This is a genomic window from Cellulosimicrobium cellulans, from assembly GCF_001722485.1.
In the GTDB taxonomy this organism is placed as follows: Bacteria; Actinomycetota; Actinomycetes; order Actinomycetales; family Cellulomonadaceae; genus Cellulosimicrobium; species Cellulosimicrobium cellulans_A.
This window is the reverse complement of record NZ_LWGL01000056.1, coordinates 1-18,027: the sequence shown is the minus strand read 5'-3', so window position 1 is coordinate 18,027 and position 18,027 is coordinate 1. Positions and strand designations below refer to the sequence as shown.

At 75.3% G+C, this 18,027-nt stretch carries 14 protein-coding genes and 1 pseudogene; 5 read left to right on the top strand and 10 right to left on the bottom strand.

All coding sequences use genetic code 11. The annotated features are described in order from the left end of the window. Window positions 1–125: 125 nt before the first annotated feature. Complete coding sequence (locus JZ5iCDA_RS08445; protein WP_069386775.1) at window positions 126–1,115, bottom strand: stage II sporulation protein M; 990 nt, start codon at window positions 1,113–1,115, stop codon at window positions 126–128. A 96-nt stretch (window positions 1,116–1,211) separates the two neighbouring features. On the opposite strand from JZ5iCDA_RS08445, the gene JZ5iCDA_RS08440 reads away from it, so the two are divergent. Beyond that, window positions 1,212–2,030 carry an RDD family protein gene (locus tag JZ5iCDA_RS08440; protein WP_069386774.1) on the top strand — a complete coding sequence of 273 codons (819 nt, stop codon included), beginning with the start codon at window positions 1,212–1,214 and terminating at the stop codon, window positions 2,028–2,030. Here the strand turns inward: JZ5iCDA_RS08440 and JZ5iCDA_RS08435 are convergent. The 4 genes from JZ5iCDA_RS08435 to ahcY form a co-directional block, all read right to left on the bottom strand. After that, window positions 1,942–3,303, bottom strand: a complete 1,362-nt coding sequence (locus JZ5iCDA_RS08435; RefSeq protein ID WP_069386773.1) for an acyltransferase family protein — start codon at window positions 3,301–3,303, stop codon at window positions 1,942–1,944. The genes JZ5iCDA_RS08440 and JZ5iCDA_RS08435 overlap by 89 nt on opposite strands. A 157-nt stretch (window positions 3,304–3,460) precedes the next feature. Next, a complete protein-coding gene (locus JZ5iCDA_RS08430; protein ID WP_069386772.1) occupies window positions 3,461–4,120 on the bottom strand; it encodes a response regulator transcription factor in 660 nt (219 codons plus the stop codon). Between the two features lie 65 nt (window positions 4,121–4,185). After that, window positions 4,186–5,679: a sensor histidine kinase gene (locus tag JZ5iCDA_RS08425; RefSeq protein WP_083259810.1), complete on the bottom strand. Its 1,494-nt coding sequence runs from the start codon at window positions 5,677–5,679 to the stop codon at window positions 4,186–4,188. Between the two features lie 122 nt (window positions 5,680–5,801). Beyond that, window positions 5,802–7,385: an adenosylhomocysteinase gene (gene ahcY / locus JZ5iCDA_RS08420; RefSeq protein ID WP_069386771.1), complete on the bottom strand. Its 1,584-nt coding sequence runs from the start codon at window positions 7,383–7,385 to the stop codon at window positions 5,802–5,804. A gap of 514 nt (window positions 7,386–7,899) precedes the next feature. Between ahcY and JZ5iCDA_RS08415 the strand changes: the two genes are divergently transcribed. From JZ5iCDA_RS08415 to JZ5iCDA_RS08405, 3 genes are all read left to right on the top strand, one after another. After that, the gene (locus tag JZ5iCDA_RS08415) at window positions 7,900–9,237 is read left to right on the top strand and encodes a quaternary amine ABC transporter ATP-binding protein (RefSeq protein ID WP_083259809.1); all 1,338 of its coding nucleotides are present in this window, start codon (window positions 7,900–7,902) and stop codon (window positions 9,235–9,237) included. Then, entirely contained in the window at window positions 9,234–10,103 is an 870-nt protein-coding gene (locus tag JZ5iCDA_RS08410; RefSeq protein WP_069386770.1) for an ABC transporter permease, read from the top strand. Before JZ5iCDA_RS08415 ends, JZ5iCDA_RS08410 begins: the two co-directional genes overlap by 4 nt. Before the next feature lie 101 nt (window positions 10,104–10,204). Beyond that, complete coding sequence (locus JZ5iCDA_RS08405) at window positions 10,205–11,134, top strand: glycine betaine ABC transporter substrate-binding protein (RefSeq protein ID WP_069386769.1); 930 nt, start codon at window positions 10,205–10,207, stop codon at window positions 11,132–11,134. A gap of 154 nt (window positions 11,135–11,288) precedes the next feature. Here the strand turns inward: JZ5iCDA_RS08405 and JZ5iCDA_RS08400 are convergent, their stop codons facing one another. The 3 genes from JZ5iCDA_RS08400 to JZ5iCDA_RS08390 are packed head-to-tail and all read right to left on the bottom strand — an operon-like array spanning window position 11,289 to window position 13,367. Beyond that, window positions 11,289–11,477 (bottom strand): Trm112 family protein, encoded by a 189-nt coding sequence (locus tag JZ5iCDA_RS08400; protein WP_069386768.1) that lies wholly within the window; start codon window positions 11,475–11,477, stop codon window positions 11,289–11,291. Continuing rightward, window positions 11,474–12,985: a phosphomannomutase/phosphoglucomutase gene (locus JZ5iCDA_RS08395; RefSeq protein ID WP_069386767.1), complete on the bottom strand. Its 1,512-nt coding sequence runs from the start codon at window positions 12,983–12,985 to the stop codon at window positions 11,474–11,476. The genes JZ5iCDA_RS08400 and JZ5iCDA_RS08395 overlap by 4 nt, the downstream gene beginning before the upstream one ends. A 28-nt stretch (window positions 12,986–13,013) precedes the next feature. Next, window positions 13,014–13,367, bottom strand: a complete 354-nt coding sequence (locus JZ5iCDA_RS08390) for a DUF3499 domain-containing protein (protein ID WP_069386766.1) — start codon at window positions 13,365–13,367, stop codon at window positions 13,014–13,016. Window positions 13,368–13,538: 171 nt separating this feature from the next. Between JZ5iCDA_RS08390 and JZ5iCDA_RS17940 the strand changes: the two genes are divergently transcribed. Next, window positions 13,539–14,036, top strand: coding sequence for a metallopeptidase family protein (locus JZ5iCDA_RS17940; protein ID WP_171905323.1), 498 nt, complete (start codon window positions 13,539–13,541; stop codon window positions 14,034–14,036). A gap of 10 nt (window positions 14,037–14,046) precedes the next feature. On the opposite strand, the gene JZ5iCDA_RS08380 is transcribed toward JZ5iCDA_RS17940, so the two are convergent. Continuing rightward, window positions 14,047–15,768, bottom strand: coding sequence for a DUF5719 family protein (locus JZ5iCDA_RS08380; RefSeq protein ID WP_139123027.1), 1,722 nt, complete (start codon window positions 15,766–15,768; stop codon window positions 14,047–14,049). 7 nt (window positions 15,769–15,775) lie between these two features. Further along, window positions 15,776–18,027, bottom strand: a pseudogene (locus JZ5iCDA_RS18805) (glycosyltransferase family 2 protein); the annotation flags it as partial.

Sequence of the window (18,027 nt, the reverse complement as noted above, 5' to 3'; positions counted from 1 at the left end):
GGCTGAGCCCGCCGTGCGGGACGAGCTCGTGGCCCGCGCGGAGGACTGGCTGCGGGTCGCGGCGCCCGACGCACGGGCGCGCGTCGTCGTGCACGACTGAGGCGCGGGCGGCCCCGCGAGCGGCGTCAGGCCGCGACGGGCGCGACGTCGCCCGCGTGGTCCTCGCTCAGGTCGCCGGTCTCCCCCGCCCGCACGGCCCGACGGCCGAGGACGATCGTGTAGACCCAGAAGCCCGCGAGCGCGAGGGCGCCGATGACGATCTTGAGCCACCACGGCATCGTCGAGCCGGTGACGAAGCCCTCGATGACGCCCGAGACGCCGAGCGCGAGGGCCAGGCCGATCGCGACCGTGACGAGGGCGCGCCCCTCCTGCGCGAGCGAGCGCCCGCGCGGCAGCGGGCCCGGGTCGACCCACGCCCAGAAGATGCGCAGCCCCGCGGCGCCCGCGACGAAGATCGCCATGAGCTCGAGCAGGCCGTGCGGCGCGATGAGCGTGAGGAACACGTCGAGCTCGCCGTACGCGGCCATCATGCCGCCCGTCGCGCCGACGTTGACGGCGTTGCTGAACAGCACGTACGCAGGGAACAGGCCGGTGATGCCGAGGCCGATGCACTGCGCGGCGATCCAGGCGTTGTTCGTCCAGACGACGGCCGCGAAGTCGAGGCCCGGGTCGTAGTACGACGCGAACGCGTTCTCGACGTACTCCTCGCGCGTGCTCGGCGGGCCCATCGCCGCGAGCCCCTCGGGTGTCGTCGCGACCCACACGCCGGCCACGACGGCGACGACGAGGAACGCCGTCGTGACGCCCACCGACCACCACCGGATCCGGTACAGCGCCGCGGGCAGCGTCACCGCGAGGAAGCGGACGACGTCGCGCCACGCGGGCTCGTGCGCGCCGGCGATGCGCGTACGCGCCCGGCCCAGCAGGTCGGACAGGCGCGTGATGAGCACCGGGTCGGGCGCGACGGAGCGGACCGTCGACAGGTGCGTCGCGACCGCCTGGTAGAGGCGTACGAGCTCGTCCGCCTCGGCACCGTCGAGCGTGCGCCGCCTCGTCAGGGCGTCCAGGCGGTCCCACTGCGCGCGGTGCACGTCGGTGAAGGCGTCGAGGTCCACGACCGATACCCTGCCACACGGGACGGGTCGCGGGCCCCGGTCGCGGACGGCGGCCGGGCGTGGCGCCCGCAGGACGCGGAGAGGACGAGGAGCGACGTGCGCGACGGCATCCTGATCGGTGAGGGCGTGGTGCTCGACGCGCGCCCCGCGTCGTTCCTCTCGCGCGCCCTCGGCGCCGGCATCGACCTCGTGGCGGTCGGCGTCGCGGTGGTCGCGCTGCTGCTCGTGACGTCGCAGCCGCTGTCGCTCGTCGACCCGTCCTTCGCGCCGGCGATCGTCATCGCGCTGTTCGTCCTCGTCATGGTCGTGATCCCCACGACGGTCGAGACGCTCTCGCGCGGACGCTCGCTCGGCAAGCTCGCGCTCGGCATCCGCGTGGTGCGCGACGACGGCGGGCCGGTGCGCTTCCGGCACGCGTTCCTGCGCGCGCTCGTCGGCGTCGGCGAGCTGTGGCTCACGCTCGGCGCGGCCGCGCTCATCGCGTCCCTGACGAACGACAAGGGCAAGCGGCTCGGGGACATGGCTGCCGGGACGTACGCGATCCGCGTGCGCGGCGGCCGTCCGACGTTCGCCCCGCTCGCCATGCCCCCGTACCTCGCGGGCTGGGCGGCGCACGCGGACATGCGCCGCCTCCCCGACGGGCTGGCGCTCGCCGCCCGGCAGTTCCTCGCCCGGGTCGACCGGCTCCACCCCGCCTCGCGCGCCCGCCTCGGCCAGGAGCTCGCGGCGCAGGTCGAGCGGTACGTCGCGCCGGGGCCGCCGCCCGGCACGCACCCCGAGGTCTTCCTCATGGCGGTGCTCACCGAGCGCCGCGAGCGCGACCGCGTCACCGCCGAGCGCGCGCGGGTGCTCGCCGACGAGCAGGCGGCGCTCCTGCACCGTCTCCCCTACTCCGTCCCCGACCCCTCGCACTGACGGGCCGGCGGTCCTCGAACCGTCCGACGACGCGCGCGATGCCCAGGAGGACCAGCGCGAACGCCCCGAACCACAGCGGCCGGCTCGCCCACCAGTCGGCGCTGCCCGGCTCGGGCAGCCGCGACCCGAGCCCGACGAGCACGAAGGCCACGACGGCGATCATCGCCGTCACGTGCCACAGGTAGACCGTCATCGAGCGGGCGGCCAGCGCCTCGACGACGCGGCGGCCGGAGCCGACGGCCCAGCGCGCGAGGACGTCGCGCGCGGCGAGGGCGAGCGCGACGAGCGCGACCGCGTGCAGCAGGACCGGCGCCGTCGGCGGGCCGAGGTTGGACATCGCGTCGCCGGGCATCCCGATGAGGGAGACGGGGTACGGGCCGACGGCGACGAGCAGCGCCGCGAGCGCGAGGGCGCCGACCCCGGCCGCCAGGAGCACGCCGCGCGACGGGAGCACCGCGACGGGCACGACGCGCCCGCGCCGCACGACCCGGAGCCCGGACCGTGCGTCGGCGTACAGGACGCCGACCGCGTACGGGACCGCCCAGACGAGGACGACGTCGACGAGCGCGAGCGACTCGAGACCGGCACCGAAGCGCAACGCCTCGACGGTCAGCGGGACGGCCGCGAGCGCCGCGACGGTCCACCAGCCGCGCGCGTGCAGGGCACGGCGCAGCAGGGGCGTGGCCGCCACGAGGACGAGGTAGACCGCGAGGAACCACAGCAGCTGGGGCGCGAGGCGCGCGAGGGTCCACGCCACATCGTCGGGCAGGGGCGTCGCGAGGAGCGCGGCGACGACCACCGCCCACACCCCCACGAGCACGCCCACCGGGCGCAGGAGGCGGGGCACGCGCCGGGCCGCGAGCCGCCACCCGCCCGTCCGCGCCGCGGGGACGACGGACGTGTCGGGAGCGCCCTGGAGGCCGTACGCGGCGGACGCGCCGGCGGCGAAGAACAGCAGCGCGAGCACCTGGAGCACCCAGGTCGCGACCCAGCCGTACCCGTGGGCGAGCGCGTTGCCGATCTCGAGGTCGCGCCCGTCCCACGTCGCGTCGGCCATGAGCCAGTGCGCGGCGACGACGCACACCGTCGCGACGGCGCGCACGGCGTCGACGAACACGTCGCGCGGGGGCCGGGTGCGCCCTGCGGTCGCCGTCGGGCGCCGTAGGACGACGGAGGGTGCGCCGGCCGGGGACGGCGCGTGCGCGCTGGAGGTCCGGCCGGGCGGGGCGCCCCGCGGGCGGCGGGGACGGGGCGGGTCGAGCAGGGCGGTCACGGGACGCTCCTCGGTCGGCGGGAGCCGGGAGGCGACCCGGCTCCCACCAGTCTCGAAACATCCCTTTCGCCCCGGTACGGGAGCGTCCCCCGAGCGGGGCGAGGTCAGCCGCCCGGCGTCACGGGGGTTCTCCCCCGCCCCGGCGGGCGGACCGCCGTCAGGCCTTGAGGTACCGCAGGACGGCGAGCACGCGACGGTGGTCGCCGGCGTCGGGCGGGAGCCCGAGCTTGCCGAAGATGGACGTGACGTTCTTCTCCACGGCGCCGTAGGACAGGTAGAGCGACTCGGCGATCGCCGAGTTCGACCGGCCCTGCGCCATGAGCTCGAGGACCTCGGTCTCGCGCGGCGTGAGGCGCGCGAGGCCGTCGTCGGCGCGCAAGGCGCCCATGAGCTGGCTGACGACCTCCGGGTCGAGCACCGTCTGCCCCGCGGCGATGCGGGTCAGGGCGTCGAGGAACTCCGCGACGTCGGCGACGCGGTCCTTGAGCAGGTAGCCCACGCCGCGCGCGCCGCCCGTGAGCAGCTCGCTCGCGAACCGCGTCTCGACGTACTGGGAGAACAGCAGCACGCCGAGGTCGGGGTGGGCGGCGCGCAGGGCCAGCGCGGCGCGCAGGCCCTCGTCCGTGAACGTGGGGGGCATCCGGATGTCGACGACCGCGACGTCGGGCAGCGCGCCGTCGGCGGCGAGCCGGCCGACCTCGGCGACGAGCGCGTCGCCGTCACCCGTCGCGGCCACGACCTCGTGCCCGCGGCGGGTGACGAGCGCGACGAGCCCGTCGCGCAGGATGGCCGAGTCCTCGGCGATGACGAGCCGCACGCGGTCTCCTTCAGGGGCTGCTGGTCGAGGCGGTGCTCGGGGGCGGCGTCATCCTCGCACGGGCGTCAGACCTGGGTGGGCAGCAGGACCGTGACGACGGTCGGGCCGCCGACGGGGCTCGACAGCTCGAACGTCCCGTCGACCGACCGGACGCGCTCGGCGAGCCCGGCGAGTCCCGAGCGGTGCCCGTCCGGCCCGGGCTGGACGACGCGCGCGCCGCCCTGGCCGTCGTCGCGCACGCGCAGCCGCACGCGGTCGCCGCGACCGCGCCGGCCGCCCTCGGCCTGCTGGCGCTCGACGAGCACGTAGACGCCGGTCGCGCGCGCGTGCTTGACCGCGTTCGTGACGAGCTCGGCGACGCAGAAGTACGCGATGGTCTCGAGCGCCGGCGCGAGCCGGCCGGACGCCTCCACCGCCGGGTCGACGTCGACGGTCACGGGCAGCGGCGAGCGCGCCGCGAGCGTCTCGAGGGCGACGGCCAGGCCGTTGTCGAGCGCGGGCGGGTGGATGCCGCGTGCGAGCTCGCGCAGCTCGACCAGCGCCTCCTTCGTCGACGCGTGCGCCTGGTCCACGAGGGCGAGCGCGTCCGACGCGTCCTCGCCGGACGCGAGCTGCTCCTTGGCCTCCCCGAGCTGCATGGCGACCGCCACGAGGCGGGCCTGCGTGCCGTCGTGCAGGTCCCGCTCGATGCGGCGCAGCTTGGCGTCGGCGTCCTCGACCGTGCGCCCGCGCGACTCCTCGAGGTCGGCGACGCGCAGGCTCGCGAGCGTCGGGGCGAGGAGCGCGGTCGTGAGCGCCCGGAACAGCAGCGCGAAGCCGCGCGTCACGTGCGGCCACACCCACAGGAACAGCGCGCCGACGAGCACGAGGCCGAGCTGGCGCACCGGGGTGTCGACGTACCAGTCCGTGCCGAACGAGGCGCCGCGGTGCCACGTGCCGTCGCTCGCCTGCTGCAGCGGCAGCCACCGCGACCAGATCCAGTGCGTCGTCCCGCCGAGGCCCACCGCGAGGACGACGGTGCTGACGACGAAGGACAGGATCGCGAGGGGGAAGGTGACGACCAGGAACGCCAGCGCTCGCCAGCCGGTGCCGTCCGCGAGCCCGGACCAGAGCGTGCGCCAGAAGCCGCGCGGCCGGACGTACGGCGCCGGGGCGAGCACGTCGGTCCCGAGCATCGACCGCGCCATCGAGCGGTACATCGCGCCCCAGCCGCGACCGCCCAGCACGAGCGCGCTCGAGACCACGAGGCCGACGACCGTCGCGAGGATCCCGCCCGTGAACGAGACGGTGAACACGGTGTAGGTGAACCCGAACGGCGCGAGGAGCAGCGCGAGCCACAGGTACCCGTACTCGCGCCACGTGGCGCCCGCGAAGGGCGCGCGCGCGAAGGAGACCGGCGCGCGGTGCACGACGAACCGCGGGTCCGGTCCCGCGAGGCCGGCGCCCGCGGCGTCGGGCGCGGTGCGGGCCTCCGGGGCGGCGTCCGCGGTGCTCGGGCCCGACGGCGCGGCGCCGTCCGGGCCGGCGAGGCTCGGCTGGTCAGGAGTCACGGCGATCATGGTGCCAGTCTCCGGGCGCGCGGGACCCTCCGGCCAGGGTGCGGACCGCCGGGTCGCACGGGGGACAACCCCCGTGCGGCCCGGCGGACCGTCGTCAGAGCCCGAGGGCGCAGGAGGAGGTGTCAGTACCGGTAGTGCTCCGGCTTGAACGGACCCTCCACGGGCACGCCGAGGTAGTCCGCCTGCGACGGCGTGAGCTCCGTGAGCCGCACGCCGAGCGCGTCGAGGTGCAGGCGGGCGACCTTCTCGTCGAGCACCTTGGGCAGGCGGTACACCTGCCGGCCGTACGCGCGCTCGCGACCTTCGGCGGCCGCGGCCGTGACGTCGGCGTGGAGCTCGATCTGGCCGATCACCTGGTTCGAGAACGAGTTGCTCATGACGAACGACGGGTGGCCCGTCGCGTTGCCGAGGTTGAGCAGGCGTCCCTCGGACAGCACGATGATCGAGCGCTCGCCGCGCTCGACGCCGTCCGGGCCGGTGCCGGCCGGGAACGTCCACTCGTGCACCTGCGGCTTGATCTCGGTGCGCACGACCCCGGGCAGGTCGGCGAGGCCGGCCATGTCGATCTCGTTGTCGAAGTGGCCGATGTTGCCGACGACCGCCTTGTCCTTCATCGCGGCCATGTGCTCGGCCCGGATCACGTCCTTGTTGCCGGTGGTCGTGATGAAGAAGTCGGCCTGGCCGACGACGTCCTCGATCCGCGCGACCTGGTAGCCGTCCATCGCGGCCTGCAGGGCGCAGATCGGGTCGACCTCGGAGACGATCACGCGCGCGCCCTGGCCGCGGAACGCCTCGGCCGCGCCCTTGCCCACGTCGCCGTAGCCGGCGACGAACGCGACCTTGCCGCCGATGAGCACGTCGGTGGCGCGGTTGATGCCGTCGGGCAGCGAGTGGCGGATGCCGTACTTGTTGTCGAACTTGCTCTTGGTGACCGAGTCGTTGACGTTGATCGCCGGGAACAGCAGCTCCCCGGACTCCGCGAGCTGGTAGAGGCGGTGCACGCCCGTGGTCGTCTCCTCGGTGACGCCGTGGATCCCCTGCGCGATCGAGGTCCAGCGCAGCGGGTCGGCCTCGAGGGCGCGGCGCAGCACGCCGCGGACCACGTTCATCTCGTGCGTGTGGTCGGGCTCGCCGGGCAGCGTGTCCGGCGGCACGACGCCCGCACGCTCGTACTGCAGGCCGAGGTGGACGAGCATCGTCGCGTCGCCGCCGTCGTCGAGGACGAGGTTCGGCCCGCCCGGGCGCTCGCCGTCGTCGGCACCGTCCTCCGCCGGCCACACGAGGATCTGCTCGGTGCAGTCCCAGTACTCCTCGAGGCTCTCGCCCTTCCACGCGAACACCGGGACGCCGCGCGGGTCCTCGGGCGTGCCGTCGGGACCGACGACGATCGCGGCGGCGGCCTCGTCCTGCGTCGAGAAGATGTTGCAGCTCGCCCAGCGGACCTGCGCGCCGAGCGCGACGAGGGTCTCGATGAGGACCGCGGTCTGCACGGTCATGTGCAGCGACCCCGCGATGCGCGCGCCCGCGAGCGGCTGCGACTCGCCGTACTCGGCGCGCAGCGCCATGAGCCCGGGCATCTCGTGCTCGGCCAGCCGGATCTGGTGGCGGCCGGCCGGGGCGAGGGCGAGGTCGCGGACCTTGTAGCGGCCGGGGACCTCGTCGAACCCGGGGGTCCCGAGGGTGGGGGCTGGAGCCGTCGTGGACATGGGTCCTCCTGTGCTGTGGGTGCTCACGGTTGCTGCGCTGGGGGCTCCCGTCCGCGCCGTCGGCCGCGTGCGGACCGACTGTTCCAGGGTACCGAGCGAGGGCTGCGGCTCCCGGGACCCCGACGGTGTCCTCGGACGCGCGCGGGTGCGCGCGATAACACGCTTCCTTGACCCGTTCAATGTCACGAAGACGTAACGATCGCCGATCCGCCGCGATCCGTGCAGTTTCAACGATAATCGGTCAAGAAACGTCCTGGATTCGGCCCGAATCGCGGGTTCCTCGGTAGAAATCTGCTCTCGGTTGCTGCAGGGTTCTGGGCGAACCGATGGAGATCGGATCAGCGTGAGGTCCCGCCCGGCACCCGTCGGGTGCCCGCCGGACGTGCAGCCCTGGCCGCCGTCCGCGCCGCGGGACCTCGGTCGTGCCGCCTCGACGCCCCCCGGACCGGGGAGGCGCCGCGTCCTGCGGCGGTGCGCCGCTGGTCCACGGACGGAAGGTGGCGACACCCACCGCATGACTGCACTCAGCACATCCCCGCCGGCGGACACCGCCGAACCCACCGGTGCCGACGGCGCCGGCTCGACCGGGCGCGGCACGGCGCTCTCGGTCCGCGACGTCTACAAGGTCTTCGGCCGCCGGCCGCTCGACGCCGTGCGGCGCCTCGAGCAGGGCGCGACCCGCGACGACGTCAAGCCGCTCGGCACCGCCGCGGTGATCGACGCGAGCTTCGAGGTGAACAAGGGCGAGATCTTCGTCGTCATGGGCCTGTCGGGCTCCGGCAAGTCGACGCTCATCCGCATGCTCAACGGCCTGTGGAAGCCGACGTCCGGCCACGTCCTGCTCGGCGGGACCGACCTGGCGCAGGCCGACGCCAAGCAGATGCGCGCCCTGCGCCGCAAGCACGTGAGCATGGTGTTCCAGCACTTCGCGCTCCTGCCGCACCGCACGGTGCTCGACAACGCCGCGTACCCGCTCGAGATCCAGGGCGTCGGGAAGACCGAGCGGCGTGACAAGGCGCGCACGGCGCTCGAGCTCGTCGGCCTCGGCGGCTGGGAGGACTCGCTGCCGTCCCAGCTCTCGGGCGGCATGCGCCAGCGCGTGGGACTCGCCCGCGCGCTCGCCGCCGACACCGACGTGCTCCTCATGGACGAGGCCTTCAGCGCGCTCGACCCGCTGATCCGCCGCGAGATGCAGGAGCAGCTCCTCGAGCTCCAGCAGACGCTCGGCAAGACCATCGTCTTCATCACGCACGACCTCAACGAGGCCATGCACCTCGGCGACCGCATCGCCGTCATGCGCGACGGCCGGATCGTGCAGATCGGTACCGCCGAGCAGATCCTGTCCGACCCCGCGAACGACTACGTCGCCCAGTTCGTCGCCGACGTCGACCGCACGCGCGTCCTCACCGCGTCGTCGGTCATGGTGCGCCCGGCCGTCGTCGTGCCGATGGGCGGCGGCCCGCGCCAGGCGAGCCGCACCATGCGCGAGGCGCAGGTGTCGGCCGCGTACGTCGTCGACCGCCAGCGCCGCCTGCAGGGCGTCGTGCGCGACGACGACGCCGTCGCGGCGATCAAGGCCGGCAAGGAGTCGCTCGAGGGCATCGTGCGCGACGGCGTCACGCCGGTCTCCCCCGACACGCCCCTCGCGGAGATCTTCGCGCCCGCCGCCGAGTCGCCGCTGCCCGTGGCCGTGACCGACGGGTCCGACCGCCTGGTCGGGGTCGTGCCCCGCGTCACGCTGCTCGAGGCCATGGTGCCGGGCGACCAGCCCCGCACCGGCGAGATCGACCTGTCGACCACGGGAGCCGCCGCCGACCACGACGCGGCGACGGCCGAGGGGGGTGCGGCATGAGCGGCACGCTCGTCCCCCGGATCCCGCTCGGCGAGTGGGTCGAGGCGTTCGTCGACTGGGTGACCGCGGTCCTCGACCCGCTGTTCGACGTCGTCAAGGGCGTCCTCGAGGGCGTCTACGACGTGCTCGAGGTCGTGCTGGCGTCCCCGCCGTTCTGGCTCGTCGCGCTCGTCCTCGCCGCGCTGGCGTACGTCGCCAAGGGCTGGAAGCTCGCCGTCGGCTCGCTCGTCGGCTTCGCCGTCATCGCCGGGGTCGAGCAGTGGGAGGCCGCGATGGCCTCGCTCGCCCTCGTCCTCCTCGCGTCGGCGATCGCGCTCGCGATCGCGATCCCGCTCGGCATCTGGGCGGCGCGCAACGACAAGGTGTCGCGCGCCGTGCGCCCCGTGCTCGACTTCATGCAGACCATGCCGGCGTTCGTCTACCTCATCCCGACGGTCGTCATCTTCCTCACCGGCCCCGTCCCGGGCATCATCGCGACGATCGTCTTCGCGCTCGCCCCGGGCGTGCGGTTCACCGAGCTCGGCATCCGCCAGGTCGACAAGGAGGTGGTCGAGGCCGGGCAGGCGTTCGGCTCGACCCCCGGCCGCATCCTGCGCCAGATCCAGCTCCCGCTCGCGATGCCCACCATCATGGCCGGCGTCAACCAGGTCATCATGCTCTCGCTCTCCATGGTCGTCATCGCCGGCCTCGTCGGCGCGGGCGGTCTCGGCCAGGACGTCGTCGCCGCGCTCGCGAGCATCGACGTCGCGCTCGGCTTCGAGGCGGGCCTGTCCGTCGTGATCCTCGCGATGTACCTCGACCGCGTGACGTCCGCGCTGGGCGACCGCGCCCCCGTCTCGCGCGCCCTCGCCGCGGCGCGCGTCTGACCCACCACCGGGCGCAGCGCCCGGGCACCCCGTCCGCCGGTCGGCCCCCGCGCCGTCGGCCACCACCCACCGGGCCTCGTCGGGGCCCAAGGAAGGAACCCATGACACCCGCACGCACCACCGCCCGCCGCCGCACCGCGGCCGTCGCCGCCGCCGCGGTGCTCGGCCTCGGCCTGTCCGCCTGCGCGAGCGACACCGACACCGGCGGCTCCGGCGGCTCGACCGGCGAGGACGAGACGTCGATCTCGATCGGGATCCCCTCCGGCTGGGACGAGGCCGTCGCGGCCTCCTACCTGTGGAAGGCGATCCTCGAGGACGAGGGCTACGACGTCGAGACCCAGACCGCCGACATCGGCGTCATCTTCACCGGCCTCGCCGGGGGCGACTTCGACCTGCTGCTCGACACCTGGCTGCCCATCACGCACGCCTCGTACCACGAGGAGTACGGCGAGGACCTCACCGACCTCGGCGTCTGGTACGACGACGCCAAGCTCACGATCGCGGTGAACGAGGACTCCCCCGCGCAGTCGCTCGAGGACCTCGCGGCGATGGCGGACGAGTACGGCAACAAGCTCGTCGGGATCGAGGCGGGCGCCGGCCTGACCAAGATCACGCAGGAGGAGGTCATCCCGACCTACGGCCTCGAGGACATGGAGTACACCATCTCCTCCACCCCGGCGATGCTCGCCGAGCTGCGCGGCGCGACCGAGGCCGGCGAGAACATCGCCGTCACGCTGTGGCGCCCGCACTGGGCGTACGACGAGTTCCCCGTGCGCGACCTCGAGGACCCCGAGGGCACGCTCGGCGAGGCCGAGGAGATCCACAGCTTCGGCACCGGTGACTTCGAGGAGCGCTACCCGACGCTCACGAAGATGATCGGCGCGTTCGAGCTCACGGACGAGCAGCTGTTCTCGCTCGAGAACATGATGTTCAACTCCGACGAGTACGCCGACGAGGAGGCCGCCGTCGACGCGTGGCTCGAGGAGAACCCGACGTTCGTCGAGGACCTCAAGGAGGCCGCGGGCGTCTGACCCGCGAGCGGCGGCGCCCGGTCCGGCGCGCCGTTCGTGCGGCTGCGGTCCATCGGTTCGCCGCAGCCACCCGGGGCACCGCACGGTGCCCGACGGCGAAGGCCGGCTCCCCGCGGGGAGCCGGCCTTCGTGCGTGCGTTCGTGGGGGACACGCTCAGAGAGCGCGCGCGTCGTCCTCCAGGAGCACCGGGATGCCGTCGCGCACCGGGTACGCGAGCGGGCGGTCGGCGTCCGTCGAGTGCAGCTCCGGCTCGCCGCCGGGGCCCGTGCCGTCGACGAGCGTCGCGCCCGTCACGGGGCAGCGCAGCGCCTCGCGCACCCAGGACTCGATCTGCAGGCTCATGCTCGCTCCTCGTCGGTCGGGGCGCCGGGCTCGGTGGTGCCGGACGACGCGGTGCCGGTCGCGCGCACGAGCGACAGGACGTCGTCGCGCACCTTCTCCATGATGTCCTCGTCCGCGGCCTCGACGTTGAGCCGCAGCAGCGGCTCCGTGTTCGACGCGCGCAGGTTGAACCACCACTGCGGGTGGGCGTCCCAGTGCGAGACCGTCAGGCCGTCGAGCTCGTCCACCTCGACCGGGCCGGCGCCCTGCTGCGTCACGTACGCCTCCACGACGCGCGCGCGGGCGGCGGGGACGTCGGCCACCGTCGAGTTGATCTCGCCCGACGCGACGTACGGCTCGTACATCTCCGCGAGCGCCGACAAGGGGTGCGGCTGCGCGCCGAGCGCCGCCAGCACGTGCATCGCGGCGAGCATGCCCGTGTCCGCGAAGAAGAAGTCGCGGAAGTAGTAGTGGGCGCTGTGCTCGCCGCCGAACACGGCGTCGTGCTCGGCCATCTGCGCCTTGATGAAGGAATGCCCCACGCGCGTGCGCACCGTGCGGGCGCCCGCGGCGTCGAGGAAGTCGGGCACGGCGCGCGACGTGATGAGGTTGTGGATCACCGTCGGGGTGCGCCCGGCGTCGACCTCCTTGCCGACCTCGCGCAGCCCGACGAGGGCCGTGATGGCCGACGGCGACACCGGGTCGCCGTGCTCGTCGACGACGAAGCAGCGGTCCGCGTCGCCGTCGAACGCGAGGCCGAGGTCGGCGCCGTGCTCGACGACCGCCGCCTGCAGGTCGCGCAAGTTCTCCGGCTCGAGCGGGTTCGCCTCGTGGTTCGGGAACGTGCCGTCGAGCTCGAAGTACAGCGGTACGACCTCGAGCGGCAGCGCGGGCAGGCCCGCACCCGTGCCCAGCACCGCGGGGACCGTGTGCCCGCCCATGCCGTTCCCCGCGTCCACGACGACCTTCAGCGGGCGGATGCCGGCCAGGTCGACCAGGCTGCGCAGGAACGCGGCGTAGTCGGCGAGCATGTCGTGGTCGCTCACCGTGCCCGAGACGTCGCTCGCCGCCGGGAGGCCGCCGTCGAGGAACTCCTCGGCGAGGCGGCGGACCTCCGCCAGCCCCGAGTCCTGCCCGACCGGCCGCGCACCCGCCCGGCAGAGCTTGATGCCGTTGTACTCGGCCGGGTTGTGGCTCGCCGTGAACATCGCCCCGGGGACGCCCAGCACGCCCGACGCGTGGTACAGCCCGTCCGTCGAGCACAGCCCGATGCGCGTCACGTCCACGCCCGCGTCCGTGAGGCCCTCCGCGAACGCGTCGACCAGCGCCGGCCCGGAGTCGCGCATGTCGTGCCCGACGACGGCCCGCGGGCGGGCGGGCACGTCACCCGAGGCGTCCGGCGCCTCGGGAAGCACGACGGCGCGCGCGAACGCCGCGCCGATGGCCCGCGCCACCTCCGGGTTCAGCTGGTCCGGGACGGTGCCGCGGACGTCGTAGGCCTTGATGAGGCGCGACAGATCGGTGCTCACGGGAGCAGCCTAGCGAGAACCCCGAACGTCACTCCGCCTCGGCCCGCAGGACGCGCAGGTGCCCGCGCCGCCCGACCTCGGTGACGTCGACAGGCTCGGGCTCGGGCCGCGGGCGCCCGGCCTGGCGGACCGCGTCGGCGAGCGCGGACAGGTCGTCGTCGCTCGGCCCGGTCTCGACGAACTGCGGAGAGAGCCGGACCACCTCCCACCCGCGGGGCGCGGTGAGCCGCTCGGCGTGCTCGGCGCAGAGGTCGTAGCTGTGGGGCTCGGCAAGGTGCGCGAGCGGGCCGAGGACCGCGGTCGAGTCCGCGTACACGTAGGTGAGGGTCGCGACGGCGGCGCGGACGCACGCCGTGCGCGAGCACTGCCTGACCGATCTCACGGGGCGACACTACGCCTTCCGCGCCGCGGATCGGTGCGGCACACGCCGAACCGCAGGTGCGGCGCCGCTGGGGCGGTCTAGAGTCGTCGTGTGCGTGGCTTCTCCTTCCCCGGGTCGCGGCCCGAACCCGGTCGAGGCAAGCGGGCGCGCGACCGCCCGGCCGGCCGGAACGTGACACGCGTCGTCGAGCCGGCGTCGCCGCTGGACGCGCCGGTCATCCCGCCGCGCGCGCCCGGTGTCGGCGGTGACGGCCCCGCGCCGCGACGCCGCGACCGCCGTGGACGCGGCATCCGGGGCCCTCTCCTGCCGCCGTCCGCTCCTGCCAACCGGACGCGCGCGGAACGGTTCGACGACGTCGTGCTCGACGCCGTGGAGAGCGTCGAGCGACGGTGGGCCACGCAGCTGCGCGGCACCGAGTTCGCGGTCGAGGACGTCCCGCCGTCGGACCCGGCGCCGTGGGAGGAGGGCGGCGTCCCGCTCGGACGCTGCTTCCCCGCGGACTCGGGACGGCCCGCGCGCGTCGTGGTCTACCGGCGCCCGGTCGAGGCGCGCGCGATCGACCCGGAGGACCTCGAGGACCTGGTCCACGACGTCGTGGTCGAGCAGGTCGCGCACCTGCTCGCGCGGTCGCCGGAGGAGATCGACCCCCGCTACGGCGAGGGCCGCTGACCTTCGTAGGTCAGCGCCCTCCGAGACCGGCGGTGTCCGACGCGCGGACCCCGACCTCGCGAGCGACGGAGCCGTCGGTGACCGGCAGCAGCACGGACACGAGGCTCGGCGTCGTGTCCCCCTCGTCGCCGTTCGGCGGCCCGGCCTCGACCAGCACCGACCAGGCGGCTGCGAGCCCCTCGTCGGCCTCGACGACGTCGACCGCGACGACGGCAGGGGCCTGCTCGGAGCCCTCGGGGACGAGCGAGGGCGGGTCCAGCGTCGTGGTCGTCCCGGTCCCGACGGACACGGTCTGCTCCCCGAGCGGCGACCCGTCGGCGGCGTACGCCTGCACGACGAGCTCGAGCGACCCCGTGGGGTCGCCCTCCTCGGCCGTGACGGGCAGCGCGGCCAGCGACAGGCTCGCCGAGGTGGCGGGGACGAGCGCGACCTGGCCCGCGCGCGCGGTCCCGGTCTCGACGAGCGGCCTGGCCGCGAGCCACGCACGGTCGTACTGGCGCTCCTCGTGGAGCAGGTCCGGGTCCACCGGGCCACGCCGGTCCGTCGAGGCACCGGCGACGACGGGCACGTCGGCGTGGACGGCCACCCCGTAGCGACCTGCGGGCAGGCCGCCGAGCGAGACGTCGCTGACCACGCCGGGCGTGAGCGCGACCTGCTCGAGACCGCGCACCGTCACGGGTCCGTCCGGACCGTGGACGACGACGCGCGCCGTCCCCGGCTCGTCACCGGGCGCGAGGAGGCGCAGCTGGGGAGCGTGCGGGTCGTCGACGGCCTCGCCCGCGCTCACGACGCCGGTGAGGGCGAGGTCGCGGGCGGGCTCGGCGCCGGGCACGACGTAGTCGACCCCGAGCGGGACGAGCCCGTCGAGCGTGTTCTGCTGCAGGTACGCCGACACGAGCCCGCCCGAGGACTCGACGTGGACGACCGTGCGCCGCTGCTCCGGCGCCGCCGCCTCGAGGAGCTGGACGACCTCCGTGCCCGGCCCCACGAGCTGCTGCCCCCCGCCCGCGAGCACGGCGCGGCCGTTCTGACCCCAGACGCTGACCTGCACGGTCGCGGGCGTGCGGCCGGCGTTCTGCAGGACGAGCTGGGCGCTGCTCCCGATCTCGGTGCTCCCGCCGACGAGCCACTGGCTGACACCGGGGCGGCCGCAGCTCGCCGCGGCGAGGCCGCGCAGGTCACCCTCGGTCGTCACCGACCCGACGGATGCGGCCACCCGCGGCGCGTCCCCGTCGCCCGGGCGGACCGTCAGCGCGGAGCCGGCGGTCGGGGCGTCGACCCCGAGCGTCGCCAGGCCGTCGGCGACGCTCGGCGTCGCCAGGTCCTGCGTGTCGCTCCCGTCGAGCGCGCCGAGCGACGCCGCCGACGCACCGCCGACTGCGGCGCGCAGGGTGCTCGCCGTCCCGACGGGCGACGGCCCGAACTGCGCGTCCCCGACCGCCTCCGGGTCCGTCAGGCGTGCAGGCCCCGGGCACACGACGACGTCCTGCGCCGGCGTCACGGTGACGTGCTCGACGGGCTCGGCGAGGTCGCGGTCGGGCAGCCGCCCGGCCACGTCGCCGCCGAACGCGGCGACCGCGCCCAGGGCGACGATGCCGACCACCCCGGCGCTCGTCGTCGCGAGACGCCCCACGACGCGCCGCCGGTCCCTGGCGCCACCCTGCTCACCTCGCGCGTCCCGTCGTCGCTGCCGCGCGTCGCGGCGTGCCCTGCCCGTCACGTCGTCCGCCATCTCTTCGTCACCTCGCCGCCGGGCGCCGGCGTCGGACCGGTACCGCGAGCAGCACGAACACGAGCAGGACCGCGCCGGCGACCGTCATCCACGCCGAGCGGTGGTCCGCGGCGTGGTACACCGCGAGGTGCCCGCCGTCGGTGCCGAGCTCGAAGGCCTGCAGGCCGCCGCTGACCGCGGGGTCGACGGGCTCGAGCGTGCGGCCGTCGAGCGTCGCGCGCCACCCGGGCGCCGCGTTCTCCGCGATCACCACGACACGTCCTTCCGGTCCGTCGTCGACCCGCACGTCCACGGGCCTCAGCGCGGCGCGGTCGGCGTCCAGCGCCACGACGGACCCGTCAGGCGTCTCGACCCGGGCGTACGCGGGCTCGACGCCGTCCGGGGCGACACGCCACGTCAGGCCCGCCTTGCCCTCGGTCATGCGCTCCAGGCCGGGCACCATGTCGAGACGCGCGACCAGCTCGGCGCGCGCCTGGTCCTCCGGGGCCGACGCCGGCACGAGCACCGCGCCGACACCGAGCCCGACCAGGCGCGACGCGACGTCGTCGGACGTCCCCGCGGTCAGCTCGGCGACCACCTGGGGCAGCGCCCCTTCACCGGCCGCCGGATCACCGGCCCGGACGCCGTGCACCACGGCCGAGGAGTCGACCGCCTGCGGCCCGTCCGCGCGCAGCGCCGCGTACTCGACGACGCCGTCCTCGGCGAGCTCGAGGCTCAGCACCCTCGACTGCGCGGGCGAGGACTGCATCTGACGCCCCACGGGCGGGACGACGGGCTCCGACGTCGCACCGAGCGCCTCGACCCGGGCGTCCGAGCGGTCGAGCACGTGCGCCGTCCACGACGCGGCGCCGCCGAGGGGCGCCAGCGTGACGAGGACCGCGACCGCGACGACGCAGCCCGTCCGCCACGGCGCGGCACTACGCCGCGGCAGGGCCGGGACGCCGGTGAGCGCGGCACCCAGGAGGGCGAGCAGCACCAGCGAGACGCCGGCTCCCGGCCAGCCCGTGACGGGCGCACCGGCGACGGACGGGGCCACCGTCGTCGAGGCAGCGAGGACCGCGGCCGCGAGCCCGATCGCTGCGACGAACCAGGCCGCGACCGCGACCCGGCGGCCGCGCAGCACGGCCACGACCCCGAGGACGACGAGGAGGCAGCCCGTGAGGAACGGCGCCCACCGGGCGAGGAGGTCGAGCGCGCCGTCGCCGTCGAGCCCGAACCAGGGCGCGGGCACGGCCGGGGCCCCGAGGAGGAGCTGCCACGGCTCGGCGGGCGACGACGCGACGGGGGCGCCCGGGTCGGCCAGCAGGAGGCGCCAGCCCCCGTCCGTCCACGTCTGCGCCACGTGCACGAGGAACGGCGCGAACACGGCGACGGCCGGCAGCGGGACGAGCGCGAGGTAGCGCCGGTGGCGGGGCGCGACGAGGGCCACGACCAGCAGGACGAGGAGGCCCGCGGGCAGCAGCACCGGGGCGCCCGCCACCACCACGGCGAACAGGAGGCCGGCGGTCGCCGCGGCGACGAGCGATCCGCCCGGGTGCCGGGACGCGCGAGGGGCCGGGTCCGGCGTCGTGGCGTCCGGTGTCGTGGCGTCCGCCGCGCTGTCACCGGCCGTGGCCGGGGCGACGACGTCGACCCGCTGGAGCCCCAGTGCGCGCACCACGGCGAGCGCCGCCCACGGCAGCGCGGCGTGCACCAGGACGGCGCCGACCCGCCCGGAGCCCACGGCCGCGAGGAGCACGGGGGCGCCGACCCAGACGAGCGTCGCCCAGGCCCGCAGCGGGAGGGAACGCGTCGCCGCGCCCGCGGCGAACCACGCGCCGAGGCCGGCCGCGAGGAAGCACGCGGGGACGAGCACGTTGACGGCGGTCTGCGTCGAGCCGCCGGCGAGGAGGCTCGCGGGCAGCAGGGCGAAGACGAACGGGTCCGCCGGGGCGGGTGAGCCGAGCCCGGTGGTGACCCATCCCGTCGTGGCGGCGCGCCACACGTCGCCCAGCGTGCTGCTCGCCGGAAGCAGGCTGCCTCCCACGAGGCGTCCCCCGGACAGGAGCCCGCCGACGAGCGGGCCGAAGACGACGGCCGTGAATGCCAGGAGCACGAGCGACGTGGCCGCGAGCCCGGCGCGGCGACGGATCGCGAGCGCCCGGAGCTCGCGCCGCTCGATGTCGGTCGGCGCCCACGCCGTCCGCCGCTGCTCGGCGCGGGCGAGCCGGCGGTCGCGCCGCTCGGCGAGCACCTGCCGCCACGTCCCGCGCAGCGGGC